This is a genomic window from Microcystis sp. T1-4, assembly GCF_000297435.1.
Classification (GTDB): Bacteria; Cyanobacteriota; Cyanobacteriia; order Cyanobacteriales; family Microcystaceae; genus Microcystis.
This window is the reverse complement of sequence record NZ_CAIP01000107.1, coordinates 1-26,542: the sequence shown is the minus strand read 5'-3', so window position 1 is coordinate 26,542 and position 26,542 is coordinate 1. Positions and strand designations below refer to the sequence as shown.

The window sequence follows — 26,542 nt, the reverse complement described above, 5'->3', positions numbered from 1 at the left end:
TTTTAAATTGACAGACGAGCGCGTTTATTGGTTAGCATGGTCAAGTATTGCTGGAGTTGGGTCAATTTCCCTAAAGCGACTCTATCAACATTTTGGCAGTGTCGCTGTGGCCTGGAATGCCACCGATACTGCGATCGCAGAAGTGGCGGGATTTGGCAAAAAGTTAATGGTAGCGGTACGGGAAGGGCGAGCGCAAATTGACCCAGAAGCTCTTTTCGCCGAACATATCCAGAAAAACCCCCTTTTTTGGACTCCTAGCGACCCAGAATATCCCCGCTTTCTCTGGGAAATTCCCAGTCCTCCCCCCTTACTTTACTATCAAGGAAAGGTCAATTTAGAGGAAAATCAGGGAAATATCCCCACCGTCGCCATTGTGGGTACTCGTAACCCCACGGATCACGGCAGGCGCTGGGCGCGGCGCTTAAGTACCCTTTTGGCCCAACAGGGATTTACTATTGTTTCTGGCATGGCCGAAGGAATTGATGGCGAGGCACACCAAAGCTGTTTAAAAGCAGGGGGAAGAACGATTGCCGTCTTGGGAACGGGGGTCGATGTGGTTTATCCTAGTCGTCATCGGCAGCTACAGGCGGACATCCAAAAGCAGGGTTTAGTCATTAGTGAACATCCCGCCGCAACTCAGCCGAATAAAGCCCATTTTCCCAGTCGTAATCGCATTATCGCCGGTTTAAGTCGCGCCACGATTGTTATCGAGGCCCCCGAAAGGTCTGGCTCCCTGATTACGGCCAGTTATGCTAACGAATTTGGCGGCGATATCTATGCTTTACCCAATTCTCCCGATATTACCGCCGCTAGGGGCTGTTTACAACTCATTCATCAGGGGGCAGAAATTATCGTTTCTGAGGAGAAATTATTAGAAATGTTGGGGGCAATTCCCACCACGAACCAATCCGCACCGGTTAATCTCTCCCCTTCACTTCCTCCAGACACATCCTCGGTCGTTAATGCTGCTCCTCCAGTCAATCTAGAACCTAGACTAGCACAAGTGTATCAGTTATTTGACAGAGATGCCCTGTTGTTTGACATTATTGTTCAAAAAATGCAAATCCCCACCTCAGAAGTGGCGGGGATCTTATTGGAATTAGAATTAATAGGTTTAGTGACTCAGTTACCCGGTATGCGTTACCAGAAAACCTAGTTAACCCCCAAATGCTTATTTAGGGTATTAGCTAAAGTAGTTTTCGGTGCAGCCCCGACCACTAGATCAACTTTTTGACCCCTTTTGAGGATCATCAGGTTTCAGGTGTTTATCTATGGTATTAGCTAAAGTGGTTTTCGGTACAGCCCCGACCACCATATCAACTTTTTGACCTCCTTTGAAGATCATCAGAGTAGGAATACTGCGAATCCCGTACTGACTAGCGATATTGGGGTTTTCGTCGGTGTTGAGTTTCACCACCTTGACTTGCCCTATGAACATTTCGGCAATTTCTCCGACAACGGGAGCCACCATTCGACAGGGGCCGCACCAAGGAGCCCAGAAATCCACTAGGACAAGGTCGGCACTATCTAAAACTTCATCTTTAAAGGTGGCATCTGTAACGGCAGTAACGGCAGTAACCTCTGACATACTTAAGAAATCCTCTAGTAATCACGGTTATCTAGAATACGCAAAAATTCCATTCTAGAGATTCGTGGTGCGATGTTGATATTCCACTGGTGAAAAGGACGAGAACTAGCTCTAAATCCACTTTAGAGGCCTTAACTTGCATCAGAGGTAGCTTCTTGGATCAATTTCACAAGGGGCATTCTTGTATTTTATAACCCTAGAGGCTCTATTTTGACTTTTTTTTGATAAAGTTTTGTAATATTGCCAGAGTCAGGGAGGGGTGATGGCAGCCAGATAAAATTTTCTGGCAGAAAAACCCAAAAAGTTAGCGATTTTATCTAGGCTTAACCTGAGTTTGATTATGATCGGTATAGGCCACCTCCTAATTGAGCTTTTCTATGAAAATTCTGGTCTTAAATGCAGGATCGAGCAGTCAAAAAAGTTGTTTATACGATTTAGAGCTTCTCCCCTCCCATCCCCCCCAACCAATTTGGGCAGCGGGGATCGATTGGACGGTTAACCCTGATTACGGGGTTTTAACGGTAAAAGCTCAGGGAATTAAACAGGAAATTAATCTTTCTAGTCAGGATCGTCCGGCGGCAATTGCTCGGATGTTAGATACCTTAGTAACTGGAACAACTAAGGTGGTGGCCAATCTCACCGACATTAGTATAGTCGGTCATCGAGTTGTCCATGGTGGCACGGAATATTCCCAGGCAACCATGATCACTCCCCCAGTCAAAGAAACGATTAAAAAGCTGATTCCCCTCGCTCCTAGCCATAATCCCGCTCATTTAGAAGGAATTGAGGCGATCGAGCAAGTTTTGGGCAATGTTCCTCAAGTAGCAGTGTTTGACACCGCTTTTCATCGTTCTATCCCTCCCGAGTCTTCTCTTTATCCCATTCCCTACCAATGGAGTGAACTGGGAATCCGTCGCTATGGTTTCCATGGCACCAGTCATCAGTACTGCTCCCAACGGGCTGCCGAATTGTTGGCAAAACCCCTAGAATCTTTGAAAATGGTGATTTGTCATCTGGGCAATGGTGCTTCCCTATCGGCAGTCAAGGGGGGTAAAAGTGTCGATACTACTATGGGATTTACTCCCCTAGAGGGATTGATGATGGGAACCCGCAGCGGTTCGATCGATCCGGCGATTCTGATTTATCTAGAGCGAGAATATCAATACAATCCCGATAGTTTAAATAGTTTACTGAATAAAGAATCGGGTTTAAAGGGAATTTCGGGTATTTCTGGGGATATGCGGGCAATTACGACGGCAATGGCCGAAGGCAACCAGAGGGCAAAATTAGCATTTGAGATGTATATTCATCGTCTGAAAAGTTTAATCGGATCGATGATCGCTTCTCTAGAGGGGTTAGATGTGTTGGTATTTACGGCAGGAATCGGCGAAAATTCAGCTTTAGTGCGGGAAAAAGCCAGTCAAGGCTGGTCTTTTTTGGGTTTAGAGTTAGATTTGGCTAAAAATGCCGCCCATCCCCGGGATGAGGATATCGCCACCGACACATCTAAAGTAAGAGTGATGGTAATTGCTACGGCGGAAGATTGGGCGATCGCACGAGAATGCTGGCATTTATCCCCATAGACCTTACCTTTGGCCATTCTCTTTTGGCTCTTCCGTTGTGGGAATCTCCATAATTGGATGGTTAAGAGCAATCATCAAATGGTCTCCCTCTTGGCTAATACTGCTCGGACTGCTGGCCATTTGGGAGAGGGGATCGTTGCGTCCCGAGACGAAGTAGGAGCCAACAGCGATCGCCATAGCGGTGAAAATTGCGCCACCATAAACATAATATTGCCGACGACGCTGACCATCGACTTTTCTGAACACCTGTTCTGCCAATCGGTCGCTGGCCCTAGTAACCGGTACGGGGATTTGCCTTAAATTAGTTTGTAATCCCAAGAGCTGCCGATAGAGTTTTTTAGCGGCAGCATCATGGTCTAACCAATGCTGAACCAGCTTCCTTTCCTCTACCGTTACTTCGTTATCAATATAGGCGCTAATTAAATCGAAACGATGAGCTGCTTCGTTATCCTCATCTAAGAATAAAATATCCTCGGTTGCGGATTGGGAATCCCCCTCATCGTGACGTAACAAAGACTTGATCCATTGAACGTCTTCGGGTTGATAATTATTCATGGTTGACCTCGACCAGAAGCGATCGGTATGCAATCACTTTTCACCAGCACGGAGCTAGTTAACTTTAACGACTCCTCACTTCGACCGTTAGTGCCGAATCACCACAATTTTCTTTAGCCTTCCGTAAAATAGGGCTGTAAAACAGATTGTAATTTAGCGCGAGCGCGAGCAATGCGAGATTTAACAGTTCCTAAAGAAACTCCCGTGATCTCGGCAATTTCTTCGTAGGCCATACCTTCAATTTCTCGCAGAATAATAGTTGTCCGAAAAGCTTCTGGTAAATCAGCGATCGCCGCTTGTAATTGATCGTAGAATTCGTGGGTGGTGAGATGTTCATCGGGACTGGGGTAATCGGACTCGATATCCCAATCGATTTCGCCATCTTCCACGCGCCGGGGAGCATCGAGAGAAATGGGGTGATTAACCCGCTTGCGTTTCCGCAATTCGTCGTAAAAAAGATTAGTAGCAATGCGACTCAACCAACCGCGGAACTTGAGGGGTTCATGGAGACGGTTAATATTGCGATAGACGCGAATCCAGACCTCTTGAGCCAAATCAGCGCGATCTTGCCAATCGGGAGCCAAATGATAGAGTAATTTATCAACATGAGCCTGATAGCGCCGCAGCAGTTCCGCAAAGGCTGCTCGATCAGGCAGGCACCCTTCCTGACAGCGTGCAATCAGATCATAGTTGGAGAGTTTGTCAGGTGACACGGGGTTTTGAGACTTTTTGGCCTCAAGTGACCAAGATGCTGGAATCGATTGACTCATGGGATTTCCTCTAAGGATATAAACTCCTCACTCAGGGCTTGAGGACGGGATAAGTCAGCAAAGGTTCCCGAAATTAAAGAATTTTTTTCCCATATTTTGATTCTAACCGATCGGGGCATTGATCTCAGGGAGCAAGGGAGCAAGGGAGCAACAAGTGGGGAGGTGGGGTAGTGGGGAGGTGGGGTAGTGGGGTAGTGGGGAGAATACATAAAAGCTGTCTCGGAGTCTCGGAGTCTCCTGAATAGCTCTTAAGTTAGGTTTTTTCCTTAGCGAGGATAAAGACGCTGCCTTCGCTGCCGCGGCCGATGCGGAGATCTTCATCGAGATAGGTGATATCGAGCCAACCTGTTTGTGGGCGATTATTGAAGGAAAAATCGAGGGGAGGAAATTTTTGGCCACTTTCGATCGCTTCGATAAATTCTTGGGGAGAATGATAATTGAGAAGACGTTGCAGACCGAGGATCGAGCGCTCAAATTTGACCATTACCCGACGCTCGGATGTGGGTTCAAAGGTAGCGGAGACGATTACTACCGCTTCTAGCCAAGGTAAGCCGATAATTTCGGCGATATTGTAAAGTTTTGACTTGTTCAGGTCGAGATATTGATAAATTTGCCCTAATTGAAAAAAAGGTAGGCCATCTAGTCCCAGAATGCCGCGGCTGCTGGTGAATAGTAAACGCCAATTGCCCCCTAATAGTTGTTTAACTTCCAGGGGATGAGGATGGGGATTGTGGTCCTCCAATTGTTCGATCGCCGCTAAAATCCGCACGCGGTCGCTTTCCGTGGCCAGGAGTCCGCGATTTCTACCAGCGATCAATTCTAGTAATTTCGCTTTGGCATCCATAGAATAGACCTCTTGTAAAAATCAAAAATTGTTGTTAGGGTTAGGAGTCAGTAGCCAGTAGTCAGTAGCCAGGAGAATTAAGAATGAATAATAATCAATTAAATGGTCTATTTACAGATTTTATGCAATTTAATCCTTATTTGTGCCGTTTTTGAACCCTCAAAAATTAATTACGCAAGAGGTTTAATCTCCCTTACTTTTATAAACTACCTCGACCCGCTAGGTACTCGATCGAGGTTTTTGGTGGCCCTAACAGGCTCACCCGCGCCGATGATTTCATGGGTTCAACAGAGTTTTAACCTCAGTGAGCGGCATTTTTAACTGTTGGCCTCACTATTTTAACACGGATTAAATGCCGCGGTTTTAAAACTTTTTCATAACCGTAATTAAGTGATCAAAATAGGGAGCAATTGCGGTTTTTTCTGAGTCACTAAAATAATCTAAACTGTATTGTTTTAAGGCTTCTAATCCCGAAATCATCGCCCCTAATGGTACTTGTAATTCTTGGTAAAGAAGACGCATATTTTCCAATCCCTCGGCACTGGTATAGGGAATCTGCTGTCCGGCGACACCGTAGGTAATACAACGTAAAAAGTTCCAGAAATCACGCCAACAAGCTTCGGCGCGGTAGGGTGGATGAAGAGCACCCCCGGGTTGAAAAATGGTAGGAAATTGGCTTAATAAAGCCTGACGAGCGTTATCGACGATAATATTAGCATTATGCCGCAGTTTTCGAGCTTGCTGAATAGAAACGAGTAAATCAGGCTCTAAATTGACGATAGTATCTAAATCGCTGTCGCTGAGATAGCGAGTTTGATCATCCGCTTGTTGCCAAACAGCGATCGCTGCTTGCTGATAGGGCCAATTAGCGAAACTAATGATTCTCGCTTTTGGGATTAATTGCTGGGCGCGCTCACTCAAAGGCATCGATCGCTCTCCGTCGGGTCAGATTAGGCGGTTAAGATCTCTTTTACCATAAATGATCGAAAAATTAGCGATAACTAAAGATTTTTTGCAATCTGCCCGGGAGGATCGCTTACAATAAACAAAAGCTAAATCATTATAATTTGATCATCATGTCAGTTTTAATAGCGATCGGTGTACTTGCCCTATTAATTGTCGTTCACGAACTAGGTCATTTTGCCGCCGCTCGTGGGCAATCTATCCATGTTAATCGCTTTTCCATCGGTTTTGGTCCAGCTTTAGCTAAATATCAAGGTAAAGAAACGGAATACGCCCTCCGCGCCATTCCTTTAGGGGGTTACGTTGGTTTTCCCGATGACGATCCCGATAGTCAAATTCCCAATAACGATCCTGATTTATTACGCAATCGTCCTGTTTTTGATCGAGCTATCGTCATTAGTGCGGGAGTAATTGCTAATTTAATTTTTGCCTATTTTTTGCTTGTTACCCAAGCTGCTACGGTGGGTTTTACCCAAATTAACTATCAAGAAGGGGTAATTATTCCAGAGGTTTTCACTGCTGAAAATTCCGTCGCCAAACAAGCGGGAATGAAAGCGGGGGATATCGTTCTTGCTGTCAATGATCAGCCCCTTACTGCTTCTCAAAATGCCATTATTGACTTCCGTGACATTATTCAATCTTCCCCCGATCAACCCCTAAAATTAACCATCAAACGCCCCACAGAAACGCTCGATTTAATCGTTACTCCTGAATTGGGCAGTGATGGTCAGGGTAAAATTGGGGTTAGATTGGCTCCCAACGGTGAAGAAACTCACCTGAAAGCCGATAATTTTGGGCAAGCTTTTGGCTTGGGTGCGAGGGAATTTCAACGATTAACCCTATTAACCGTGCAAGGTTTTGGGCAGTTAGTTAGTAACTTTAAAGAAAATGTTCAACAGGTAGCAGGACCGGTTAAAATTGTCGAATATGGAGCAGCAATCGCTCGTAATGATGCGGGTAATCTTTTTCAATTTGCCGCCCTAATTAGTATTAACTTAGCGGTGATTAATATTCTGCCTTTACCTGCTCTTGATGGTGGTCAGTTGGTATTTTTATTAATCGAGGCTTTAGTAGGTAAACCTCTCCCAACTAAACTGCAAGATAACATCATGCAAACAGGTCTAGTTTTACTCCTAGGATTAGGAGTTTTCTTAATCGTGCGCGACACGGCTAACCTAGCAGTTTTTCAGGATTTATTCCAGTGATGGCCCCTCGAAAAAAAACTAAGCTTCAACTGCGCGCCCTAGAGATTTTAAGCAACTTAAAGCGATTATATCCAGAGGCAACCTGTAGCTTAAATTATCAAACTCCCGTGCAGTTATTGGTGGCAGTTATTCTCTCGGCACAATGCACTGATGAGCGTGTAAATAAGGTAACTCCTGCTTTATTCGCCCGTTTTCCCGATGCTAAATCCTTAGCTTTTGCCGAGCGAGAGGAGTTAGAAACCCTGATTCGTTCCACGGGATTCTATCGCAATAAAGCTAAAAATATTCAGGGTGCTTGTCAAAAAATTCTTAAGGATTTTCAGGGGGAAGTACCCAAGACAATGGCGGAATTATTAACTTTACCCGGGGTAGCTAGAAAAACCGCTAATGTGGTACTTGCTCACGCTTACGCGATTATTGAGGGGGTGACAGTAGATACCCACGTTAAGCGCTTAAGTAATCGTTTGGGTTTAACTACTAATAACGATCCGGTGAAAATTGAACGGGATTTAATGGCTTTACTACCTCAACCGGATTGGGAAACTTTTTCTATTAGTATTATTTACCACGGCCGGGCGGTTTGTAAAGCAAGAAATCCCGCTTGTTTTTCCTGTCAATTAGCCCCTCTTTGTCCCACAGCAAACAGTAAACAGTAAACAGAAAACTCACACCTGATAAGTAGGGAGGCACAATTATTTGTAGGATGGGTTAGCGGTAGCGTAACCCATGCAGGCGTTGGGTTTCATGCTTCAACCCAACCTAGGTTCATCTTATATTTAATTCCACCCACCTACTTAACTGGTAACTGAATCACTGGTAACTGAATCACTGATAACTGATAACTGATAACTGATAACTGATAACTGATCTGGGGGCTATAATGGGAAAAAATAGCTCATCCATCAATCTTATGAGTCAAGGATCACGGCAAGAAATAAAAACCCAAGCAATAATCCTCGCTACCTTTGTGGCGATTTTTTGGCTGTTAGAGATTTTAGATAAATTTGTTTTTCGGGGCAGTTTAAACAATTTCGGGATTATGCCCCATCAAGTCATCGGATTGCGGGGTATTCTTTTCGCACCTTTCCTACACAGGGACTTTTCCCATCTTATTGCTAATACGGTTCCTTTCCTAATTCTCGGTTGGTTGGTGATGTTACAGGAAACCAGTGACTTTTTTATTGTGACTGGGTTGACCATGGTGGTGGGGGGGTTAGGAGTCTGGTTATTTGCTGCTCCCGGATCCATCCATATCGGGGCAAGTATCTTGATTTTTGGCTATTTAGGTTTTTTATTACTGCGGGGCTATTTCCAAAGAAATATTCCTTCTATACTCTTGTCAATTCTAGTCTTTTTACTCTACGGTGGCACAATTTGGGGCGTTTTGCCTTCCCGTCCGGGGATTTCTTGGCAAGGACATTTATTCGGTTTTCTAGGCGGGGTTTTAGCCGCCAAATTAATCGCCACCGAAAAGAAACATTATTCCTAAATGGGGGAACCTTCTATCTCGCTACATACTTCGTAAAAATCGGTGACAGGAGGTTTCGCAAACAGAGGCGCCATGGATTTCAGCAATAATTCGTGGGCTTCGCTTTTATTTGCCTCCATATCATCGATTTTATCCCAGATGATCACGGCAATGCCTTCGTCGGTTCCGGGTTTTTGCAACAGAAAAGCCCCCTGGAATCCTGTGGAATAGGTGGAAACGGCTTTTTCGTAGAGTTTTTGGGCCTCGGAAAAACACCCCGGTTTGAATTCACCAATAGCCACATAGGCATATTTATGTTTGAGAAAATCGAGAAATTCTGGCATGGCAATCAGGGGAAATGGAATAAATCGTTCTTTCTACTCCCATTAAAACTTAGATCGATCGCTCTCCCCGCCCCATCGACATATTTTTTTAAGTAAGCTTGCCCCAATTACCTCTTTTTTTGTTAGCTTATATGTAGTCGTTATGAGTTTGTATAAGTTCTATGATCAAAATCGTTGGTATTAATGGCAGTTTACGCCCTGGCTCCTATAGTGCGATGGCGTTAGAAGTTGCTATCAGTCGATTAGGGGCGTTAGGAGTAGAAACGGAGATAATTGACCTGAGAAAACTCTCTTTACCCTTCTGTAACGGGGGAGATGACTATTCTGACTATCCCGATGTGGCCAAAATGCAGCAAACGGTTAAATCGGCAGCGGGGTTAATTTTGGCGACACCAGAGTATCATGGCAGTGTCAGTGGTGTGATGAAGAATGCCCTAGATTTAATGAGTTTTGAGGAGTTATCGGGAAAGGTTGCCGGATTAATCAGTGTTTTAGGCGGCCAATCCAATAGTAACGCCCTCAATGATTTAAGAATTATTCTCCGTTGGGTTCATGCTTGGGTAATTCCCGAACAAATTAGCTTAGGACAAGCGTGGCAAGTCTTCAACGAAGAAGGAAAAATCCTTGATGAGAAGCTTTCCCAACGTTTTGACGCTTTTGCGCAAAGTTTAGTCAATAATACCCGTAAACTCAACGAGATCTAGTAATATCAATGGTGATTTTACCGGTAAAATTAGGAATTGGGGCGGCGGGTTTCGATAATTGTACTCTTACCTGTCGCACTCGCTCGATTTTGAGGATATCCTCGGCGATAATTGTGGCCAATTTTTCCACGAGGGCAAATTTGCTGGTTTCAATCTGGTGTTTGACAATTTCGATCGCCTGTCGATAATCTAGGGTATCTTCAATCGCGTCACTTTTGCCAGCAATGCTGATATCAACTTCCAGGGATAAATCCACCTCAAACCATTGACCTAAAACCTGTTCTTCGGCCAGATATCCTGTGTAACCGTAGGCACGAATTCCTGTAACGTGAATAGTATCCATAGATAGTTAAATTAAAAAACTGGCAGCGTTTCCCACAAAGATAAAGTCTAACCCAATTTGGTATCGACATAAGATAACTGCTATAAATTATAGTTTATACGGCTCTCACCTGTTCGACGTAATCTTTGGGGCGTAGTTGACGGAAACCTTGAAAAGCTAATTGTCTCAAGTTGAGAGGTAAATAGGAAAGCAGTAAACCCAGTCTGGCCCGTTGGGATTTTCCTGACAATTTTGAAGCTTTTTCTATTAAAACTCGCCCAGCTTCGCTGTCTCCCTTTTCAATTAATTTTATTCCCAAAGATTCCTGTAAAAAAGCCGTCCTTTTCACTCTTTCTTCTTCTAATTTTACATCGTTAAAGTGATAACCTTCTGTACAAAACAAGTTAGCTTGCAAAAAGTGAACCGCTTGTTTTAAGCTAGTTTGACCTCCATGAAAACGATATTCCATTAATAATTCTGGCAGAAAATAAGCTTGTTTTCCCGCTAAAGCTAAACGCACTAATAAATCAAAATCTTCACAACCATCCGCCTGAGGGCGCATATAATCCACATCAGCCAAAGATCGATAACGAAAAAGAGTCGAACCCACCTGTAAACTTTGATAGGAAAAAGTTTCTCTTTCTAAATCAGGAATAATTCCTAGTTGTAATCTATCTTTGCCCCATTTCGCCGAATTTTTTTTTGTTGCCGATGCAACTCTTTGTCCAAATCTATCAATGATCCAGTGATCGGTACAGACAAAATCAACGTTTTTTTCTTGCTCTAAAATAGGGACAGTTTTCGCTAAAAATTCAGGAGTTAGTCCATCGTCATCATCGAATTTAATAAAATATTCTCCCCGAGCAGCAGTAAAACCAGATCGCATATTTAAACTTCTGCCCATATTTTGAGGATGACGCAGATAAATTATTCTCGAATCCTCAAATGCTGCCACCACTTCTGGGGTACGATCAGAAGAACCATCATCACAGACAATTAACTCAAAATCTTCATAGGTCTGCCGCAACACAGTATTAATCGAATAGCTGAGATAATCGGCGCGGTTATAGGTGGGAATACAAACAGTTACTTTTGGCATAATATTTCAGTTATCAGTTATCAGTTATCAGTTATCAGTTATCAGTTATCAGTTAAGTAGGGAGGCACAATTATTTGTAGGATGGGTTAGCGGTAGCGTAACCCATGCAGGCGTTGGGTTTCATGCTTCAACCCAACCTACGTTCATCTTATATTTAATTCCACCCACCCACTTATCAGCTTGTTACTTGAGAAAGGCAATTAGGCTCTTCGTTACTTGGTATGGTTCGAGCGGGTGGCATAAATAGACTACATCCTTATTTGGCCAGAGACTTAATTGATTAATTCGTTCTAGATGGAAAACAATTGACAAAAATAGCCAAATGTCTTTCTCTATAATGGTTTCATCTCTTATAACCCCGTCTATTGCATAACACAAACCGAAGAACCGGCAATTAATTGGCCATTTTTCTAGTTATCATCACTATTGTCTAGCTGACGGCTGACGGCTGACGGCTGACGGCTTTAAAAGTATTTTTACATTTTTCCAAAGGAATGTTAAGTTTTAGAGTATTGAATGAGTAACCTTGATAGCCATGGCTCCTAAGATAGTAGGGATTATCTGTACCCACAACCGCGATCACTACCTAGAAGGAGCGATCGATAGTCTTTTGGCGCAAACCTGCCCAGATTGCGAGATTTTAGTGGTTGATAACGCATCTACCGATAAAACCCGTCAAGTGGTCGAGTCTCGTCTGGGAGATGGGCGGCTAAAATATGTTTACGAACCTATTTTAGGGCTATCTACCGCCAGAAATCGGGGGGCGAAGGAAACTAGAGCTCCGATCCTAGCTTATTTGGATGACGATGCGATCGCAAGTCCTCAATGGTTGCAAATTCTGTTAAATGCCTACGAAAATAACGAAAAACTGGCAGTAGCGGGGGGTAAAGTTACCCTGATTTGGCCGCAAGGCTACAGTCAACCCAATTGGTTATCCGATGATTTAGCAGCGGGTTTAGGGGCTTTCGATTTGGGCGACAATGTGATATATATTAGCCAAGCGGATTTAACTCCGCGAGGGGTTAATTACTCAATTCGGCGAGATTTCTTGGAGAAAATTGGCGGTTTTGACCCTAAATTGGGAAGAGTTGGCCAAAAACTTCTCTCTAACGAGGAATTATACACTACAGAACTGGCAATCGCCCAGGGATGGCAAGTGGGCTATTTTCCCGAAGCACTGGTGGAACACAATGTTGCCCCAGAAAGAATCAATCGTCAATGGTTTATGCGTCGCAGTTGGTGGCAAGGCATCAGCGAACACTACCGGGAAGAAGTGGCAGGAAGGACGGGATTGGCTCAATTTGGGCGAGGAGGTGAACGTTTGGCGAGAGGATTAGTGAAATCAGTCAAATTTATCAATGATCCTGCTAAAAGCTTTGATAATCTTCTCTTTGCCTACGGACAAATCGGTTATTTAAGCGAAGCCGCCAAAGCGATGTTAAACCCTCAAAAGTAAATTATTGTAAATAAATGGGTAAAAAAGCGTTAATTTGTGGTATATCGGGGCAGGACGGAGCCTACCTAGCCGAATTACTGTTAAAAGCTGGCTATACAGTTTGTGGGACCTCCCGGGATGCCCAAATGTCCTCTTTTAGTAACCTGAAACGTTTGGGAATCAAGGAACAGGTCAAACTAGAATCAATGGCACTGAATGACTTTCGCAGTGTCCTACAGGTGTTGATTAAAATTCAGCCCGATGAGGTCTATAATTTGGCTGGACAAAGTTCTGTGGGTTTATCCTTCGAGCAGCCAGTGGAAACCTTAGAAAGTATTGCCACGGGAACCTTAAATCTCTTAGAAGCAATTCGATTTACTGGGGCAAAGATTAAATTATATAATGCGGGATCGAGTGAATGTTTCGGGGATATCGGCGATAATTCTGCCGACGAAAATACCCCTTTTCGTCCTCGCAGTCCCTACGCTGTGGCCAAATCGGCGGCTTTTTGGGAAGTGGCTAATTATCGAGAAGCCTACGGAATTTTTGCCTGTTCAGGCATACTTTTCAATCATGAATCTCCCCTGCGTCCCGAGCGCTTTGTTACTCAAAAAATCATCGCTGCCGTGGCTAGAATTGCCCGGGGAAGTACCGAGACTTTACACTTAGGAAATATGGATATTCAAAGGGATTGGGGTTGGGGGCCGGAGTACGTTGAAGCGATGTATTTAATGCTGCAACAGGAGCAACCCGATGATTACGTCATTGCCACGGGAGAAAGTTCAAAACTGGAGGATTTTGTCGCCACAGCTTTTGCTACTGTGGGCTTAAATTGGCCAGATCATGTAATTTCCGATCGAAGTTTGTTAAGACCAACAGATTTAGCCATTAGTCGCGGCAATCCCCGCAAAGCTAAGGAAAAATTAGGTTGGCAAGCACGATACAAAATGACCGATATTGTCCCCATGATGCTAGAAAATCGTTTAGAGGAATAGCTATGAATATCTTAATGATTAGTTCCGCCTTTCCCTATCCCCCCACCAGAGGGGGAACTCAGGGCAGAACTTTTAATTTACTTAAGTATCTCAGCAAAAATCATGATATTACTCTCCTCGTTCAACGTGGTGCTGATGTCAGCGATGAGGAGATAGAAAAGTTAGGTAACTTTGTTAGTGAATTGGTAGTTTTTCCCCGTCCTCGAGATGCCAAAACTGGAATAATTGCTAAACTGCAAAGATTAGCTCAATTCCTGCAAACGGGAACCCCTCCCAATGTACTTTTTGGCTATTCTCAAGAGATGCAGAACTGGATAGATAGGGCAGTTAAGAGTCAAAAATTCTCAGTAATCACCAGTGAACATAGTGTTAATGAAATTTATATTCGTCCCCAATGGCAACAGCAAATTAGGACAGTAATTGATGTGCATAGTTCCCTCTATCAAACCTGCAAAAGTCAATTAGAAGTTGGGGTTTCTAGTCAAGAACTACGGGATCGTCTCTACCTTCCTCTCATGCGTCGCTACGAACAAAAAACTGTGCAGAAATTTTCAAAAATTGTCGTCACCACCGATGATGATCAAAAACAAATGGAAGAATTTGCCCCCAATGGAGAGATTTATTTAATTCCTAATGCAGTAGATCTAGATTTGTTTCCCTATCGTTCCCAGGCTCCTTCTGGACATAATTTAGTGTTTATCGGTGGCTTAGATTATTGGGTTAATGTCGATGCGGCCTGTTTTTTAGCTAGAGAAATTTTACCTCGTATTCAAATTACTTACCCCGATACTACTTTAACTTTAGTCGGTGCTAATCCATCCCTAGAAGTGCAAGAATTAACTAAGTTAAAAGGAGTCATTGTGACGGGAAGAGTACCATCAATGACCACCTATCTCCATCGGGCAACTGTGGCAGTTATTCCCCTAAGAACGGGTTTTGGAATGAAGTTCAAAACCCTAGAATCCATGGCTGCGGGGGTGCCGGTGGTGGCCAGCGATCGAGGTTTAGAAGGATTAACTGTGGAGGGAAATAATGTTCCTTTAGCAGCCTTAAGGGCTAATAGTATTGAGGAATATTGTAGGGCGATTAGTAGTCTTTTTGAATCGGCAGATTTGCGAGAAAAATTATCTAGAAATGCTCGCAAATTAATCGAAGATAATTATACTTGGCAGCAAGCAGCGGCTAAGTACGAACAAGTTTTAGTCGCTGATATTTGTTAGGAAATTTCTCTGGTTTTTTGTCAATTAATATGCTATCAAATAAAGTACCAGTGAAAATATCTGTTGTTGTTCCTCTCTATAACGAGGAAGAAAATATCGCTGCTCTTTTTCAACGACTTTTAGCGGTTTTAGAGAGACTAAATAGTAGTTATGAGATCGTTTGCGTCAATGATGGTAGTCGTGACAATACTCTCAAAAATCTCCTGGAATATCATCAACGTTACCCACAAATTAAAGTGGTTAATTTATCCCGTAATTTTGGCAAAGATATTGCCATGTCAGCAGGCATTGATTACAGTCAGGGGATGGCAGTTATTCCTATTGATGCTGATTTACAAGATCCCCCCGAATTAATTGCCGAAATGATCGAAAAATGGCAGCAGGGTTATGATGTGGTTTATGCGTCCCGTCGGGTTAGAATTGGCGAAAGTTGGTTGAAACGTTTCACCGCAGAAGGTTTCTATCAAGTCATAAATAAATTAAGTCGGGTTACTATTCCCCCTAATACCGGAGATTTTCGCTTAATCGATCGTCGAGTGGTAGAATCAATTAAAAAAATGCCCGAACGTCAAAGATTTATGAAAGGAATATTTGCTTGGGTGGGATATAAACAGACATCAATTTTATTCAATCGAGAACCCCGGTATCAAGGACAAACTAAATGGAATTACTGGAAATTATGGAATTTTGCCATCGATGGTATTACCTCCTTTAGTTTTTTACCTCTGAAAGTCTGGACTTATGTGGGATTTATCATTGCACTTGTTAGTCTTGTTTATGCTAGTTTTTTAATGCTCAGGACTATTATTTTAGGAATCGATGTACCTGGATACGCTTCTCTGATGGTTGCTGTCTTATTTTTAGGAGGAATTCAATTACTCACTCTTGGTATTATTGGCGAATATATTGGCAGGGTTTATGAGGAAGTAAAAGGCCGGCCACTTTATCTGGTTCGAGATTGTTATGGTTTTGAAAATCGGGAAGAAGTTATCGATCCAATAACTCAAAATTAAGATACTGACAATAAGGAGAATTAAATCTATGAATACCGAAGTTTTTCAGCAATTTTTTGCCTATTGTGTCGGTAGTTGGCAAACGGAAAGAACCTATCATTATCTAGCTGCTCAAGAAGTGGAACGTTCCCGTACTGAATTCTTCATTCAACCCCTGACTAGGGAGATCAAACAGAAAGTTCTCAGAGATAATAACTATGCTGATATTGCGGATTTAGAAAGTATCCCCGGGTTTAATTTGGGTTTTTATACCATCTCGGAAAAAGGGGAAGAAGTGCGACAAAATCTTAATCTTTTATTTGTGGTTAAAGCAGAAAATAATGGTTATTTAGAAGGAGATTATCTTCGCGATCGCGCCTACGAAGAAGCAAGACCAATTATCTCCGCTTTTCGCTTTGATTCCACTACCAGAGAGTTATTGATGACCACCAATTATACTCGCAGTGTTTCCGTGGATTCAATTACTTTAATTAATCCAGACCTGCGAATTCGCAAAATTATTAACTATCAACGTCCCCAGGAGGGAGAACCCTTAGAAAAAGTTCTCTTGGTCGGTTTTGGGGTTGAGTGTAAAGTCAGTTAAAAAAAATATTTCTTCTCCCCCCTTGATTCTCCAGTCAAGGGGAGATTTTATCATGGAGAAACCATAGGATTAAGGAGCAAAAATAATGCTCAAAATCGGTCAACTTTCCCTAGAAAGTGGTGTTTCAATTAAAACGATTCGTTATTACGAGGAATTAGGATTAATTCAGTCCCCTGAGAGGACAGAGGGACAATTTCGCCTATTTTCTCCCGATACTGTCCATCGCTTGCTATTTGTCAAGAGATTGCAATCCTTGGGTTTGAGTCTGCAACAGATCCGCGAATGTTTAGTGATTCATGACCAGGGTGAGTTACCCTGTGGAGATATTCAGGAAAAATTAATTAAACATATTGCTGAGATCGATCGACAAGTGGAACAATTGCTTTTATTGCGTCAACAATTAACCGAAACCCTGCAAGGATGGACGGATACACCAGCAAAAGACGATCAATTTATTTGCCCTAATCTCAAGGTTTAACTATCATGAAAAAGTTAATTTTATTGGTAACTGTAGCACTGATTTCTACTCCTGTCATTGCTCAACATTTACATACTCAGTCACCTCAAACTCAGACTTTACAAGCAATTCCTGACAATATACCAGCTTGGATGTATAACAAGCAACGTAATCATATTTATCCCCAAAGAGGGGTTTATAATAATGCCATTTATAATGTCAGAGATTTATCTTTAGACTTGAATGCGATCGCTGTTGGTCATGCCTTTGCCTACGAAGATATCGTAACAGGAAAAGCGAAAGATTTAGAAACTAAGACATACCAAAAAATTAATTGGGTTTTAAAAAATCCGCCTAAATTTATGCCCGACGAGGGCAATATTTCCCCAACTTTTGGCAGAAAATACGGCGTTTTAGAACAGGTCTTCGAGTGGGCGCATATTTTCCATGCTCAAACCGTTGATGTTTTAGCCAGCAGCAAATTAACTAATGATGAAAAAGAAGCAGAAATTGAAAAATTATATCAATTTTACTTGACAAAAGTTCCCTATGCTATTACTGGATTACCCATGAATATGGGCTATCTGGATTCCCAGCCCTATTCTAAAGCTTTTCGGCAGAAATATCCGAAAGTTAATGGCTTATTTTGGGGCTACCATTGGTTACAAGGAACAATGTATGACTTACTCTATGAAAAGACGCTAGAAGAACAAAAACAAGCTTATAAACAGGTGGGAAAACAATACCATAGTCAGGAATTGTATCGCACCGATCGAGCTTTTATGCCCATGTTTGCCGAACTTAGTCCCAAGTTTGCCCGACGCTTTCCCGCAATATCTAACACCTTTGATAACCTGCATATGTTGCACGATATGGTTAATGATATTCTGGCTTCCGATTGGCTAACTCCCCAACAAAAAGACGAACAAATTACCCGCGCTATTTGGTTAGTAATGGCTGCTAATCATCGGGAAATGGAAGCAGGAAAAAATTATGGTGGTGAAGGACTACACGATCATCGTTTTCAGTCAGGAATTCCGGGGATGGGATTAATGCCAGCAGATATTTCTCACGAAGGTCATAATCACGACAATCCTGATAATTCCGAGAAAAAACCTGATGATTCTCAAGTAGATGAGGGAGGAGATCACCAACACCATAACCACGAAAATCACTCTCCGGAAAACCCTCCTAATACGGAGAAAAAACCTGACGACAGCAATCATCAAGAGGAACCCAAAAAATGAGAAGATTTTTATTAATTGCTGTGAGTTTAGTCGTTAGTTTTACTAATCCAGTTTTTGCCAACGATCATAATAATCTGGATTCTGGTCGTCCCCTTTCTTTTGATGATGCTGAAAGTCTCGGTTTTGGGGAACAATCGATAGAATTTGGAGGAAGTCTAGTCTTTCCTGAAAATAGTAATCTCGGTGGTGAGTTTGATATTGAATACCTCAACGGTATTATTCGTAATGGTCATATTATTATCGGCATCGATCCGCAACTGGGAGGACGAGTTAATAGTGATGATACAGGTTTTGATCTGGGAAATTTATCTGTAGGTTTTTTCTATAATTTCAATCGTGAATACGATAATGTTCCCGCTTTTGCTATTCGTACTGATTTAGGATTACCGACGGGAAATAATTCTAGGGGATTAGATTTTCGTCTGCGGGGAATTGCCAGTAAAACTGTTGGTCAATTTGATCGCTTGCATCTTAATCTCAATTTAAACATAAAAACCGATCCCGATAACGGCGATCGCTCTTTTTTACCCGCTGCAATTCTCGGTTATTCGCGACCGATTGGTTATCCGAAACGTTTTGATCGCACTTTTTTAGCAGAATTGGGCGTAATTACCGGCGATAATAGTAATGGTGGCGTTTTAATTCGCACTGGTATGGGAATTCGTCAGCAAATTAATCGCCAAGGTGTGATCGATTGGGGTATCGAGGGAGATATTGCCACTAATGGCCATGATCAAAGTCAATTAAAGCTAAAAATTGGTTATTCTTTCGGATTTTAGCCTAGCAAACTGAAGATTAATCTTCAGGTTAGAAAATGCCATTATGACGATAGTTTTTTCTCTGGTAAAAATAGACCAAGGCATTATCTGGAAACAGTTTCGTGATTATTCCCCCAAGTGTTGCTCTGCAACACTTTCAATGGTTTTGTCCTTTGCTGAGATCAAACAGGTAATCTATTATAACATTTAATTGCCAAAAATAAAGAGAAGAAATAAGTTATGACAACTTTAACACTCCAAAAAATCGGTAATTCTATAGGAGGGATCTTACCGAAAGAGGTTTTATCTAGGATAACCAAATCGGCAAACGAGTACAGCATTTCCAGTTTCGATCCCGATTCTGAGGAAACCATTGCTTCTTGAGATTAGGATAACCCCTTTCCCTCCACTGCCAACATACAAGGATGCAGCCAGTAAGGCATTCCCCCAGATTGTTTAAGAATTCTCTAGGTTATTTTTCGGGACATTCAAAACAGGATTTTGGTCAAAGAAACCCCAAGACATAATCTTAAAACCTGCTGGATGTACGGTCATAATTGGCCATTCTTCAGGACGAGGAATATGGGTAACACCGTAGGTGTACCAGACGACTAAATCCTCATTTTCGAGAGATTCATTGTCAGCAGTATATTGCGGTAAACCTCGACCTTTTTTGCCTTGATTGGGATAATCTCCCGCTGCATAAAGTTCGTTCGCTTTGTAACGAGTTGCCCAAAAATGATGGGTAGCAAATTCACCCCGTTGACGAGAATCCGCTGGGAAATTGGGATAATAAATTGAATTGGCCGATGGCATTAACATATAACTTGTCGGCATTCCGAGGGAGTTTTTCTGATTATTATTCATTACCATCCAAGCGCGACTTTCAGCTAAATTCACATCACGAATTGCCTCGGATTCTTGCCGAAGATTTCTTTCTGACATAGTGAAGGCATTACCAAAGGGATTTTTTTCTGGTGATAAAGTAGAAACCTTCATTTCAGTAACAGAATTTTTCACCCCATCCACATCAAAATCGAGACGAAAATTTAAGAAGTGCTGATGATTAATTGCTTCCACATTTGCCGCTACTAATGTCCCAAATTTATCGCCATGATCATGAGAATTAGTGAGATCAGTAGTCGCTTTAGCTAACATAATTCCCGTTAAATCGCTGCGCTGTTCTAAAGTACCATCTTCGTGAAAAATCCAGTTAATTCCGTAGTCATAATTACCGATAGCAGCCACGGTATTAACCACTAATTGACGGGCGCGACGACCTTCAAAAGTTTCCGTGTTAAAATCATAATGTCGCCAGAGAATTCCCGCATCTTTTTCGTAAATACCGATGAGATTCTCCCCGAGATAAGGTTCCCCATTATCATCAGCAAATAAGGTATTTAACAAGACAGTATTTTCGGGAACATCATTACCTTTATCCAAGGGAGTAGATAACCAACCAAAACGATATTCTCCCACATCAAAAGCACTACGAACCGCCCATTCTCGCGAGGTATCGGAGTAGGGAACTAGCATTTCTGACAGTCCTCCACGATACAAAATCATTCTATCTTTACCTTTATCATTGTAGGTAACTAGATAAAGAACTAACCCCTCTCTTGGGTGCATGAGATAACGAAATTTCCAATTTTGCCAGCTAACTTCGTTACCCTTAATCTGAAAAGTTGTCCCCTGCGGTTGTTGAATTCTTAAAGGTTTTAGGGCTTTTTGAAGGGGTGAAAGGTTTTTTTCATCGTAATCAAAATTGGCTTTTGAGAAAGGTACAATCCCAGTATCTCGCACTTCAAATACTTGGCGATTATTTAAATCTACCGTCACTGACAAACCTTCGATCGGTGCGCCATAATAATTATTACGATCCTTGCCTTTATAGTAAGTAATCCCGCGAATTAAGCGCTTTCCCGATGCTTGTTCTTTCTCGCTCATCATCCCAGTAGCCCAACCGTCAATGATGACGTTTTCAAAGTCAGTAATCCCGCGTTTTTTCATAGCTTCTTGCCAACGAATATCAGCTTTAGCTACTCGATCGAGAATTTCGTATTCTTCATCTAACAATGGTGGTTGTCCCGTCGATACTTCTTGCCATGAGAGAATTTTACTCACTTTGGTATCGACAATAGCCTCATAGGTTTTATTCAGTCTGGGTTCCAGAATTACTAAAAAAGCTTGACGAGCAATAGCATCTCCTTTTTTAAAGTTTAAAACAGTTTGCTTATCGGGTTCTTGTAAAGAAATATTAGGAAATCTGGCGAACTCTGTCAGGGATTTGTCTTTTTTCACCACAGTTACCGCCATTTTAATCTCATTTTCTGTGAGGGGATCGAGAGGATGGCTAATCCCTGGGGATTGGGCGAAAGTTTTCCCAAAAATTAAGATCACTCCGCAGCTGATTACAAATAAAATCGTCAGTGGTCGCCACCATGAGTATTTTTTCAGCATAGAAATCCCTTGATAAGGCTAAAAGATGGTCAATCCTAGACATGATAATCTGGGATGTGATAATTAACCTTATATCTTTTCAAAAAATTAAGATCGATGTCGGCAGTATTAGCGCGGCTTGATGCAGATTAAATTGTTAATTTTGCCACAATACAAGGCGTTGCTCAATCAAGCTATCAATGCCAACTGTGCATCCTATCTAAAAGTTAGTTTGCCAGAAGCTTCCTATCTCAAATCAGCAACGCCAACCCCTGCCAACCGAAACCGATAGCAACTCCTCAACTACCAGCCAAAACAGCGATCCAAACGAGATTAAATCCAGTTAATAGAGTTTAGACTTGATAGGGATTACCCAAGCGATCCACAAAAACATTGTAATCTAAGGGTAAACGCCCCGGATTAAGCCGCGGTTCCGCTGCGTAACCGATGGGAACGACAACAGCGATCGCCAGATGGGGATGATCGGCAGCACCAATGACAGCTTTTACCTTGTCCTCGATCCAACCGTTGAGAAAACAACTAGATAAACCGAGACTTTCGGCAGCTAAAACCAGATGAGTAGCGGCAATAATGGCATCCTTAATCGCGTATTCCCGGGTTTTTTCGCCTAAAGCCTTTTGAAATCCCGGGATTGCCTGTTTAAAATATTTTACCGTGCCTTCGCTCCAGGCACCTGTACTGAGAGCCTGTTCATAGATAGGAGTTAGATCTCCTCCTCCTGCGGCAGCATCGGCAGCGAAAACAAAAGTAACTGGCGCTTGGATAATTTGCTTTTGTCCCCAAGCGGCCTCGGCTAAAGCGGCCTTTTGTGCCTCATCTTGTACTAAAATAATTCGCCAATCTTGGATGTTGAAACTACTAGGTGCAGCAACGGTTAATTCTACCAGGGTTTTCAGCAGTTCCGGAGCGATCGGATCGGTGGTAAAATTTTTAATAGAACGACGTTGATTAATCGCCGTGGGAACATCGAGAGGCAAGGTCATAAAGTCAATGGATCAAGTTAAATACTTCTAATTATTATAAGGTCAAGCTATCAGCCTCAGTCTTAGGTGTGAAAAAACAGAAATAGTAAAACATCAGGGTTAAATTGTGGCAGTCAGGAAAAGATCGACTATACTGTTAAACTTAAACAGGTCATAACCCAATGACCATCTAGCTATAATCATGTCACCGCCACAAAGATCATTTTATGCTTTCTGAGCCGGAACCGAGGGACACCCTCACCACTCCCACCGTCAATACAGGCCCTGCAAGTGCCGATATCAAGCCAATTTTAGCCTTAAAAGAGTTGGTGGCCAGTTTATATCGGGAACAAAACAAAGTTCAAAATCTCCTAAGTTCCCTCGGTTTTGCCCTGCGGAGTTTCAATAATTTAAACCAATTCCTCGATCTCACTCCCTTGATGGCCGCACGAGTGGCGGATGCGGAGGGAGGGGCGTTGATTTTGAGCAAAAATAACGGTCAAGTGGCCCTCGATCAACTGCATTGCCAAGATAATCAAATTAATGGGGAACTACGCCGACAATTAGAGGCAATTATCCGACAATTAAACCAAGAACCGGCACTTGAGAATAAAAATAATCGATCGCTTCTCGACAGTCTCGACCATAAAATCCGGCAAACTCTCGGACAGGGTACGCAGGTTTATAGTACGCCTGTTTTGGTAAAAAATAGTGAGCGGGGACGTTTATACGTTTTCAGTCGTGATCCCGATTATGGTTGGACACCCACCCGTCGTAAACTGCTGCAGCTAGTGGCCGATCAAACGGCGGTGGCTATAGCTAATAATGAATTAACGATCGAATTACGGGCTAAGGAACGTCAGGATCGAGAGTTAGAAATCGCTTCCGAAATCCAAAATCGTCTTTTACCCCGGCAATGTCCGAAAATTCAGGGGGTAGAATTGGCAGCCCACTGCAAAACAGCCAATCGCGTTGGTGGCGATTATTATGATTTTATCCCCTGCAACTACGATCAATTTAAACCAGCAACGGAGGCGGAAATGGAAGCTAGTACCGCCCCTTGGAGTATAGTCATCGGTGATGTCATGGGTAAAGGTGTCCCGGCAGGATTATTGATGACCATGACCCGGGGAATGTTGCGAGCGGAAGTGTTAAATCGCCACTCCCCGGCCCAGATTTTGCGTCATCTCAATCGGGTTATGTATGCCGATCTCGATAATTCTCATCGTTTCGTGACATTATTTTATTCCGAGTATGATCCCCTGACGCGCCGTCTTGGCTACAGTAATGCTGCCCATTATCCCACCCTCTGGTGGCGGGCCAAAACGGGAGATTTAGAGTCTCTCGACACGGAAGGGACATTAGTTGGTTTAGAGGCCGATTCTATCTATGACGATGCCCAAGTGCAATTAGAAGCAGGAGATACGCTGATCTATTATACCGATGGCTTTACCGATGCAGTTAACTCGAAAGGGGAAAGATTTGATCAGAAAAATTGGCTATCGGCAGTTAAGGAAGCCTGTCAACAGTACACCGATCCCGAACAAATTCTCGAATATTTATTCGGGAAAGTTGCCGCTTTTACCGGTTTAGGAAATGACAGTAGTGACGATATGACTTTAGTAGTTATGCGAGTGAAATCGGAGGAATAAATCATCAATTAGCTCAATTCTCCTCTTGCCAAGGAGCAAATAAAGGCAATAAAGCTAACCCGGGTAAAGCAGCAATTACCGTGATTAAAAAGAACCACTGCCAACCGATCGCTGCAGCTAAAACTCCGGCGGGAGCCACCAAAATATCGCGACTAAAGGCCATTAAACTCGATAAAAGGGCGTACTGAGTAGCGGTAAAACGAGCATTACAAAGACTCATTAAAAAAGCCACAAAAGCGGCAGTGACTAAGCCACCACAGAAGTTTTCAATATTAATAGCTAAGACCATAAAAGGATAATTTTGCCCTAAATTTGCTAAAATAAAATAGGCCAAATTACTAATAGCTTGCAAGCCGCCAAAAATCCAGAGCGATCGATTAATTCCCCAACGACTTAACAGGGAACCACCTAATAAAACTCCCACCATAGTTGCTATCATGCCCATGCCGCCCTGGATTGCCCCGATATCGGTTTGACTGAAACCAGTTTTTAAGAGAAAAGGAGTCACCATATTATTAACTAAAGCATCCCCTAAACGATAGAGAACAATAAAGGCGAGAATGCCGATTCCTTGACCTATTTGATAGCGTTGAAAAAACTCCCAGAAAGGCAACCAAACCGCCTCTAAAAGAGTTTGAGGAGTATCATCCCTAGGGGGAGTAGCTGGGGCGAAAAAAGACCAAATAATCGTTAAAGCCATCAATCCAGCTAGGAAAAGATAGACGAGAGGCCAGGGAAAGTGATCAGCTAAAATTAAAGCGATCGAACCGGTTAAAATTAAAGCCAAACGATAACCTAAAACCCCGATCGCCACCCCAGCACCCATCTCCCATTTTTCTAAAATATCTGTGCGATAGGCATCGTAGGCAATATCTTGGCTGGCACTAAAAAAAGCGATCAGTAGGGCATTAATTGCCAATAATTCCAAAGATTGTTTTGGTTGTTGAAAAGCCATGCAACCAATCGCTAAAGTTAAACAAATTTGAGCGATGAAAATCCAACCGCGACGACGACCAAGCAGCGGGGGAACATAGCGATCAAGTAAGGGAGACCAAAGAAATTTGAGAGAGTAGGGGAGGGTGACTAAACTAAATAAACCGATCGATTTCAGATCAACTCCTTCGGTGGTCATCCAAGCTTGCAGGGTGCGACTGGTGAGCAACAAGGGCAATCCGGAAGCAAAACCTAAGAATAACAAAGCCGCCATTTTTTGACTGCGGAACACTTGCAAATAAGCGGAAATTTCTTTGATCATGGAGGGGGGATAGGAGGATAGATTAGATTAAAGAATATAGTTAATTGACCCAAAAAGAAAGAGATTAGTTCTGACCAGCATCATCCCCTCTTAACCATTGCCCGGCGATCAAAAAAAATTCCCGAAAAAATAGCGGTATTCCCCCCAACTGGGGCTATAGACAGTAGAATGGATGAGATTTTGATTCAGTAGTCTTGAAAAATTGCGGTATTCTCCTTAAGATAGATGCTTGATTCTCCCAACTAGCTCCCACCCCTATTTACCTTTCCCGGATAAGGACTGCCATCCCCACCTTCCCCGCCGACTCCTGTGATTAAAGTGGACTCCTGTTTTATCTCATACCTATTGTCTAATCCCTCCGACTCGGAAGCGACCGGTGACAATGCCGCCATTACCGTCGAGGTGCGTTTGGCCCAAAGCCAAGATCTCAAAAGCTTGGCGGAAATTCTCACCGATAGTTTTTTCCCCACGGCCAATTATTGGTCTTTTCTGCGTCCTATCTTTAAATTAGGCATTTACGAGGACTTACGGGGACGATTGCGCGCCGATACCCCTTACTATCACTGTCTGGTAGTCAGTCAAACCAGCGTCACCGTCACGGGTCCTCAGGAAATTATTGTCGCTACGGCGGAAATCAGCTTAAAATCCAGTTCTTTTTTAGCCGTTCCCATTCCTTATATTTCTAATTTAGCCGTTAGTCCCGATCGCCGGCGTGCCGGTCTGGCCCGGAGATTGCTGCTCAAGTGTGAACAGATCGCTAGAGAATGGGGTTTTGAGGAACTTTCCCTCCATGTTCTCGATAATAACCTAGCGGCCCGGTCACTGTACTTAAGTAGCGGTTATCGTCTCCAAAAAACCGACGGTTGGTTGATTAATTGGTTATTTAATCGACCACAAAAGTTATTTCTGCACAAAAAAATCAGCCAATGAGGAGATAGGAGACTCCCAGACTCCGAGACAGGTTTTAGGTGTTGGGGGTTGGGGTTTTGGGGTTTTGGGGTTTTAGTTCAATTTCCCCACTTCCCCACACCCCACTTCCCCCATTCATAATTCATAATTC

General features: G+C 42.8%; 29 protein-coding genes. 17 read left to right on the top strand and 12 right to left on the bottom strand.

Annotated features, from left to right (window positions below):
* Positions 1-7 precede the first annotated feature (7 nt).
* Entirely contained in the window at positions 8-1,156 is a 1,149-nt protein-coding gene (dprA, locus tag MICAI_RS05975; RefSeq protein ID WP_008199173.1) for a DNA-processing protein DprA, read from the top strand.
* Between the two features lie 66 nt (positions 1,157-1,222).
* On the opposite strand, the gene trxA is transcribed toward dprA, so the two are convergent.
* The gene (trxA, locus tag MICAI_RS05970; RefSeq protein ID WP_008199171.1) at positions 1,223-1,588 is read right to left on the bottom strand and encodes a thioredoxin; all 366 of its coding nucleotides are present in this window, start codon (positions 1,586-1,588) and stop codon (positions 1,223-1,225) included.
* A gap of 377 nt (positions 1,589-1,965) precedes the next feature.
* On the opposite strand from trxA, the gene MICAI_RS05965 reads away from it, so the two are divergent.
* The gene (locus MICAI_RS05965; RefSeq protein WP_008199170.1) at positions 1,966-3,171 is read left to right on the top strand and encodes an acetate kinase; all 1,206 of its coding nucleotides are present in this window, start codon (positions 1,966-1,968) and stop codon (positions 3,169-3,171) included.
* 3 nt (positions 3,172-3,174) lie between these two features.
* Here the strand turns inward: MICAI_RS05965 and MICAI_RS05960 are convergent, their stop codons facing one another.
* From MICAI_RS05960 to MICAI_RS05940, 4 genes are all read right to left on the bottom strand, one after another.
* Positions 3,175-3,726, bottom strand: a complete 552-nt coding sequence (locus MICAI_RS05960) for an anti-sigma factor family protein (protein ID WP_008199168.1) — start codon at positions 3,724-3,726, stop codon at positions 3,175-3,177.
* A gap of 113 nt (positions 3,727-3,839) precedes the next feature.
* Entirely contained in the window at positions 3,840-4,496 is a 657-nt protein-coding gene (locus tag MICAI_RS05955; protein ID WP_008199166.1) for a sigma-70 family RNA polymerase sigma factor, read from the bottom strand.
* Positions 4,497-4,749: 253 nt separating this feature from the next.
* Positions 4,750-5,340, bottom strand: a complete 591-nt coding sequence (locus MICAI_RS05945) for a PAP/fibrillin family protein (protein WP_008199162.1) — start codon at positions 5,338-5,340, stop codon at positions 4,750-4,752.
* Between the two features lie 363 nt (positions 5,341-5,703).
* A complete protein-coding gene (locus MICAI_RS05940; RefSeq protein ID WP_008199161.1) occupies positions 5,704-6,267 on the bottom strand; it encodes a phycocyanin in 564 nt (187 codons plus the stop codon).
* A gap of 149 nt (positions 6,268-6,416) precedes the next feature.
* Here MICAI_RS05940 and rseP point away from each other — a divergent pair, with 149 nt between their 5' ends.
* The 3 genes from rseP (at position 6,417) to MICAI_RS05925 (ending at position 8,997) form a co-directional block, all read left to right on the top strand.
* On the top strand, positions 6,417-7,508 hold the full coding sequence (gene rseP / locus MICAI_RS05935) for an RIP metalloprotease RseP (RefSeq protein ID WP_008199158.1): 1,092 nt from the start codon (positions 6,417-6,419) through the stop codon (positions 7,506-7,508).
* Positions 7,508-8,164: an endonuclease III gene (nth, locus tag MICAI_RS05930; protein ID WP_039899668.1), complete on the top strand. Its 657-nt coding sequence runs from the start codon at positions 7,508-7,510 to the stop codon at positions 8,162-8,164. The genes rseP and nth overlap by 1 nt, the downstream gene beginning before the upstream one ends.
* A gap of 224 nt (positions 8,165-8,388) precedes the next feature.
* Positions 8,389-8,997, top strand: a complete 609-nt coding sequence (locus tag MICAI_RS05925; RefSeq protein WP_008199154.1) for a rhomboid family intramembrane serine protease — start codon at positions 8,389-8,391, stop codon at positions 8,995-8,997.
* Here MICAI_RS05925 and MICAI_RS05920 read toward each other — a convergent pair.
* The gene (locus tag MICAI_RS05920; protein WP_002759792.1) at positions 8,994-9,320 is read right to left on the bottom strand and encodes an antibiotic biosynthesis monooxygenase family protein; all 327 of its coding nucleotides are present in this window, start codon (positions 9,318-9,320) and stop codon (positions 8,994-8,996) included. The two genes, MICAI_RS05925 and MICAI_RS05920, sit on opposite strands and share 4 nt — an antisense overlap.
* Positions 9,321-9,481: 161 nt before the next feature.
* On the opposite strand from MICAI_RS05920, the gene MICAI_RS05915 reads away from it, so the two are divergent.
* Complete coding sequence (locus MICAI_RS05915; RefSeq protein WP_008199152.1) at positions 9,482-10,024, top strand: NADPH-dependent FMN reductase; 543 nt, start codon at positions 9,482-9,484, stop codon at positions 10,022-10,024.
* On the opposite strand, the gene folB is transcribed toward MICAI_RS05915, so the two are convergent.
* From folB to MICAI_RS27765, 3 genes are all read right to left on the bottom strand, one after another.
* Complete coding sequence (folB, locus tag MICAI_RS05910; protein WP_008199150.1) at positions 10,011-10,367, bottom strand: dihydroneopterin aldolase; 357 nt, start codon at positions 10,365-10,367, stop codon at positions 10,011-10,013. The genes MICAI_RS05915 and folB overlap by 14 nt on opposite strands.
* Before the next feature lie 94 nt (positions 10,368-10,461).
* On the bottom strand, positions 10,462-11,445 hold the full coding sequence (locus tag MICAI_RS05905) for a glycosyltransferase family 2 protein (protein ID WP_008199147.1): 984 nt from the start codon (positions 11,443-11,445) through the stop codon (positions 10,462-10,464).
* Positions 11,446-11,628: 183 nt separating this feature from the next.
* The gene (locus MICAI_RS27765) at positions 11,629-11,823 is read right to left on the bottom strand and encodes a hypothetical protein (protein WP_008199145.1); all 195 of its coding nucleotides are present in this window, start codon (positions 11,821-11,823) and stop codon (positions 11,629-11,631) included.
* Positions 11,824-11,980: 157 nt separating this feature from the next.
* On the opposite strand from MICAI_RS27765, the gene MICAI_RS05900 reads away from it, so the two are divergent.
* From MICAI_RS05900 to MICAI_RS26305, 9 genes are all read left to right on the top strand, one after another.
* On the top strand, positions 11,981-12,901 hold the full coding sequence (locus MICAI_RS05900) for a glycosyltransferase family 2 protein (protein ID WP_039899667.1): 921 nt from the start codon (positions 11,981-11,983) through the stop codon (positions 12,899-12,901).
* 14 nt (positions 12,902-12,915) lie between these two features.
* On the top strand, positions 12,916-13,875 hold the full coding sequence (locus tag MICAI_RS05895) for a GDP-mannose 4,6-dehydratase (protein ID WP_008199142.1): 960 nt from the start codon (positions 12,916-12,918) through the stop codon (positions 13,873-13,875).
* 2 nt (positions 13,876-13,877) lie between these two features.
* Positions 13,878-15,095, top strand: a complete 1,218-nt coding sequence (locus MICAI_RS05890) for a glycosyltransferase family 4 protein (RefSeq protein ID WP_008199140.1) — start codon at positions 13,878-13,880, stop codon at positions 15,093-15,095.
* Positions 15,096-15,124: 29 nt separating this feature from the next.
* Positions 15,125-16,108 carry a glycosyltransferase family 2 protein gene (locus MICAI_RS05885; RefSeq protein WP_008199138.1) on the top strand — a complete coding sequence of 328 codons (984 nt, stop codon included), beginning with the start codon at positions 15,125-15,127 and terminating at the stop codon, positions 16,106-16,108.
* 28 nt (positions 16,109-16,136) lie between these two features.
* Positions 16,137-16,691 (top strand): phycobiliprotein lyase, encoded by a 555-nt coding sequence (locus MICAI_RS05880; RefSeq protein ID WP_008199137.1) that lies wholly within the window; start codon positions 16,137-16,139, stop codon positions 16,689-16,691.
* A gap of 85 nt (positions 16,692-16,776) precedes the next feature.
* Complete coding sequence (locus tag MICAI_RS05875; protein ID WP_008199134.1) at positions 16,777-17,169, top strand: MerR family transcriptional regulator; 393 nt, start codon at positions 16,777-16,779, stop codon at positions 17,167-17,169.
* Between the two features lie 5 nt (positions 17,170-17,174).
* Positions 17,175-18,395 (top strand): hypothetical protein, encoded by a 1,221-nt coding sequence (locus MICAI_RS05870; protein WP_008199132.1) that lies wholly within the window; start codon positions 17,175-17,177, stop codon positions 18,393-18,395.
* Positions 18,392-19,174 carry a hypothetical protein gene (locus tag MICAI_RS05865; protein ID WP_008199130.1) on the top strand — a complete coding sequence of 261 codons (783 nt, stop codon included), beginning with the start codon at positions 18,392-18,394 and terminating at the stop codon, positions 19,172-19,174. The genes MICAI_RS05870 and MICAI_RS05865 overlap by 4 nt, the downstream gene beginning before the upstream one ends.
* 219 nt (positions 19,175-19,393) lie before the next feature.
* Entirely contained in the window at positions 19,394-19,537 is a 144-nt protein-coding gene (locus tag MICAI_RS26305; protein ID WP_039899673.1) for an addiction module antidote protein, read from the top strand.
* A 72-nt stretch (positions 19,538-19,609) separates the two neighbouring features.
* On the opposite strand, the gene MICAI_RS05855 is transcribed toward MICAI_RS26305, so the two are convergent.
* Together MICAI_RS05855 and MICAI_RS05850 are read right to left on the bottom strand one after the other, a co-directional pair.
* Positions 19,610-21,613, bottom strand: coding sequence for a primary-amine oxidase (locus MICAI_RS05855; RefSeq protein ID WP_008199128.1), 2,004 nt, complete (start codon positions 21,611-21,613; stop codon positions 19,610-19,612).
* Between the two features lie 332 nt (positions 21,614-21,945).
* Entirely contained in the window at positions 21,946-22,596 is a 651-nt protein-coding gene (locus MICAI_RS05850; protein ID WP_008199121.1) for a nitroreductase family protein, read from the bottom strand.
* Positions 22,597-22,802: 206 nt separating this feature from the next.
* On the opposite strand from MICAI_RS05850, the gene MICAI_RS05845 reads away from it, so the two are divergent.
* Entirely contained in the window at positions 22,803-24,227 is a 1,425-nt protein-coding gene (locus MICAI_RS05845) for a PP2C family protein-serine/threonine phosphatase (RefSeq protein ID WP_008199119.1), read from the top strand.
* A 13-nt stretch (positions 24,228-24,240) separates the two neighbouring features.
* On the opposite strand, the gene MICAI_RS05840 is transcribed toward MICAI_RS05845, so the two are convergent.
* On the bottom strand, positions 24,241-25,482 hold the full coding sequence (locus MICAI_RS05840) for an AmpG family muropeptide MFS transporter (protein WP_008199117.1): 1,242 nt from the start codon (positions 25,480-25,482) through the stop codon (positions 24,241-24,243).
* A gap of 309 nt (positions 25,483-25,791) precedes the next feature.
* On the opposite strand from MICAI_RS05840, the gene MICAI_RS05835 reads away from it, so the two are divergent.
* Entirely contained in the window at positions 25,792-26,412 is a 621-nt protein-coding gene (locus MICAI_RS05835; RefSeq protein ID WP_008199116.1) for a GNAT family N-acetyltransferase, read from the top strand.
* The last annotated feature ends 130 nt before the right edge of the window (positions 26,413-26,542 follow it).

What these genes read in the sequence shown, in the direction of transcription:
- MICAI_RS05850 (WP_008199121.1), bottom strand. Translation starts at nt 22,596, where the DNA reads ATGACCTTGCCTCTCGATGTTCCCACGGCGATTAATCAACGTCGTTCT.
- MICAI_RS05965 (WP_008199170.1), top strand. Translation starts at nt 1,966, where the DNA reads ATGAAAATTCTGGTCTTAAATGCAGGATCGAGCAGTCAAAAAAGTTGT.
- MICAI_RS05960 (WP_008199168.1), bottom strand. Translation starts at nt 3,726, where the DNA reads ATGAATAATTATCAACCCGAAGACGTTCAATGGATCAAGTCTTTGTTA.
- folB (WP_008199150.1), bottom strand. Translation starts at nt 10,367, where the DNA reads ATGGATACTATTCACGTTACAGGAATTCGTGCCTACGGTTACACAGGA.
- MICAI_RS05870 (WP_008199132.1), top strand. Translation starts at nt 17,175, where the DNA reads ATGAAAAAGTTAATTTTATTGGTAACTGTAGCACTGATTTCTACTCCT.
- MICAI_RS05875 (WP_008199134.1), top strand. Translation starts at nt 16,777, where the DNA reads ATGCTCAAAATCGGTCAACTTTCCCTAGAAAGTGGTGTTTCAATTAAA.
- MICAI_RS05920 (WP_002759792.1), bottom strand. Translation starts at nt 9,320, where the DNA reads ATGCCAGAATTTCTCGATTTTCTCAAACATAAATATGCCTATGTGGCT.
- rseP (WP_008199158.1), top strand. Translation starts at nt 6,417, where the DNA reads ATGTCAGTTTTAATAGCGATCGGTGTACTTGCCCTATTAATTGTCGTT.
- trxA (WP_008199171.1), bottom strand. Translation starts at nt 1,588, where the DNA reads ATGTCAGAGGTTACTGCCGTTACTGCCGTTACAGATGCCACCTTTAAA.
- MICAI_RS05895 (WP_008199142.1), top strand. Translation starts at nt 12,916, where the DNA reads ATGGGTAAAAAAGCGTTAATTTGTGGTATATCGGGGCAGGACGGAGCC.
- MICAI_RS05955 (WP_008199166.1), bottom strand. Translation starts at nt 4,496, where the DNA reads ATGAGTCAATCGATTCCAGCATCTTGGTCACTTGAGGCCAAAAAGTCT.
- MICAI_RS05885 (WP_008199138.1), top strand. Translation starts at nt 15,125, where the DNA reads ATGCTATCAAATAAAGTACCAGTGAAAATATCTGTTGTTGTTCCTCTC.
- MICAI_RS05915 (WP_008199152.1), top strand. Translation starts at nt 9,482, where the DNA reads ATGATCAAAATCGTTGGTATTAATGGCAGTTTACGCCCTGGCTCCTAT.
- MICAI_RS05880 (WP_008199137.1), top strand. Translation starts at nt 16,137, where the DNA reads ATGAATACCGAAGTTTTTCAGCAATTTTTTGCCTATTGTGTCGGTAGT.
- MICAI_RS05865 (WP_008199130.1), top strand. Translation starts at nt 18,392, where the DNA reads ATGAGAAGATTTTTATTAATTGCTGTGAGTTTAGTCGTTAGTTTTACT.
- MICAI_RS05840 (WP_008199117.1), bottom strand. Translation starts at nt 25,482, where the DNA reads ATGATCAAAGAAATTTCCGCTTATTTGCAAGTGTTCCGCAGTCAAAAA.
- MICAI_RS05845 (WP_008199119.1), top strand. Translation starts at nt 22,803, where the DNA reads ATGCTTTCTGAGCCGGAACCGAGGGACACCCTCACCACTCCCACCGTC.
- nth (WP_039899668.1), top strand. Translation starts at nt 7,508, where the DNA reads ATGGCCCCTCGAAAAAAAACTAAGCTTCAACTGCGCGCCCTAGAGATT.
- MICAI_RS05855 (WP_008199128.1), bottom strand. Translation starts at nt 21,613, where the DNA reads ATGCTGAAAAAATACTCATGGTGGCGACCACTGACGATTTTATTTGTA.
- MICAI_RS05900 (WP_039899667.1), top strand. Translation starts at nt 11,981, where the DNA reads ATGGCTCCTAAGATAGTAGGGATTATCTGTACCCACAACCGCGATCAC.
- MICAI_RS26305 (WP_039899673.1), top strand. Translation starts at nt 19,394, where the DNA reads ATGACAACTTTAACACTCCAAAAAATCGGTAATTCTATAGGAGGGATC.
- MICAI_RS05890 (WP_008199140.1), top strand. Translation starts at nt 13,878, where the DNA reads ATGAATATCTTAATGATTAGTTCCGCCTTTCCCTATCCCCCCACCAGA.
- MICAI_RS05945 (WP_008199162.1), bottom strand. Translation starts at nt 5,340, where the DNA reads ATGGATGCCAAAGCGAAATTACTAGAATTGATCGCTGGTAGAAATCGC.
- MICAI_RS05940 (WP_008199161.1), bottom strand. Translation starts at nt 6,267, where the DNA reads ATGCCTTTGAGTGAGCGCGCCCAGCAATTAATCCCAAAAGCGAGAATC.
- MICAI_RS05905 (WP_008199147.1), bottom strand. Translation starts at nt 11,445, where the DNA reads ATGCCAAAAGTAACTGTTTGTATTCCCACCTATAACCGCGCCGATTAT.
- MICAI_RS05925 (WP_008199154.1), top strand. Translation starts at nt 8,389, where the DNA reads ATGGGAAAAAATAGCTCATCCATCAATCTTATGAGTCAAGGATCACGG.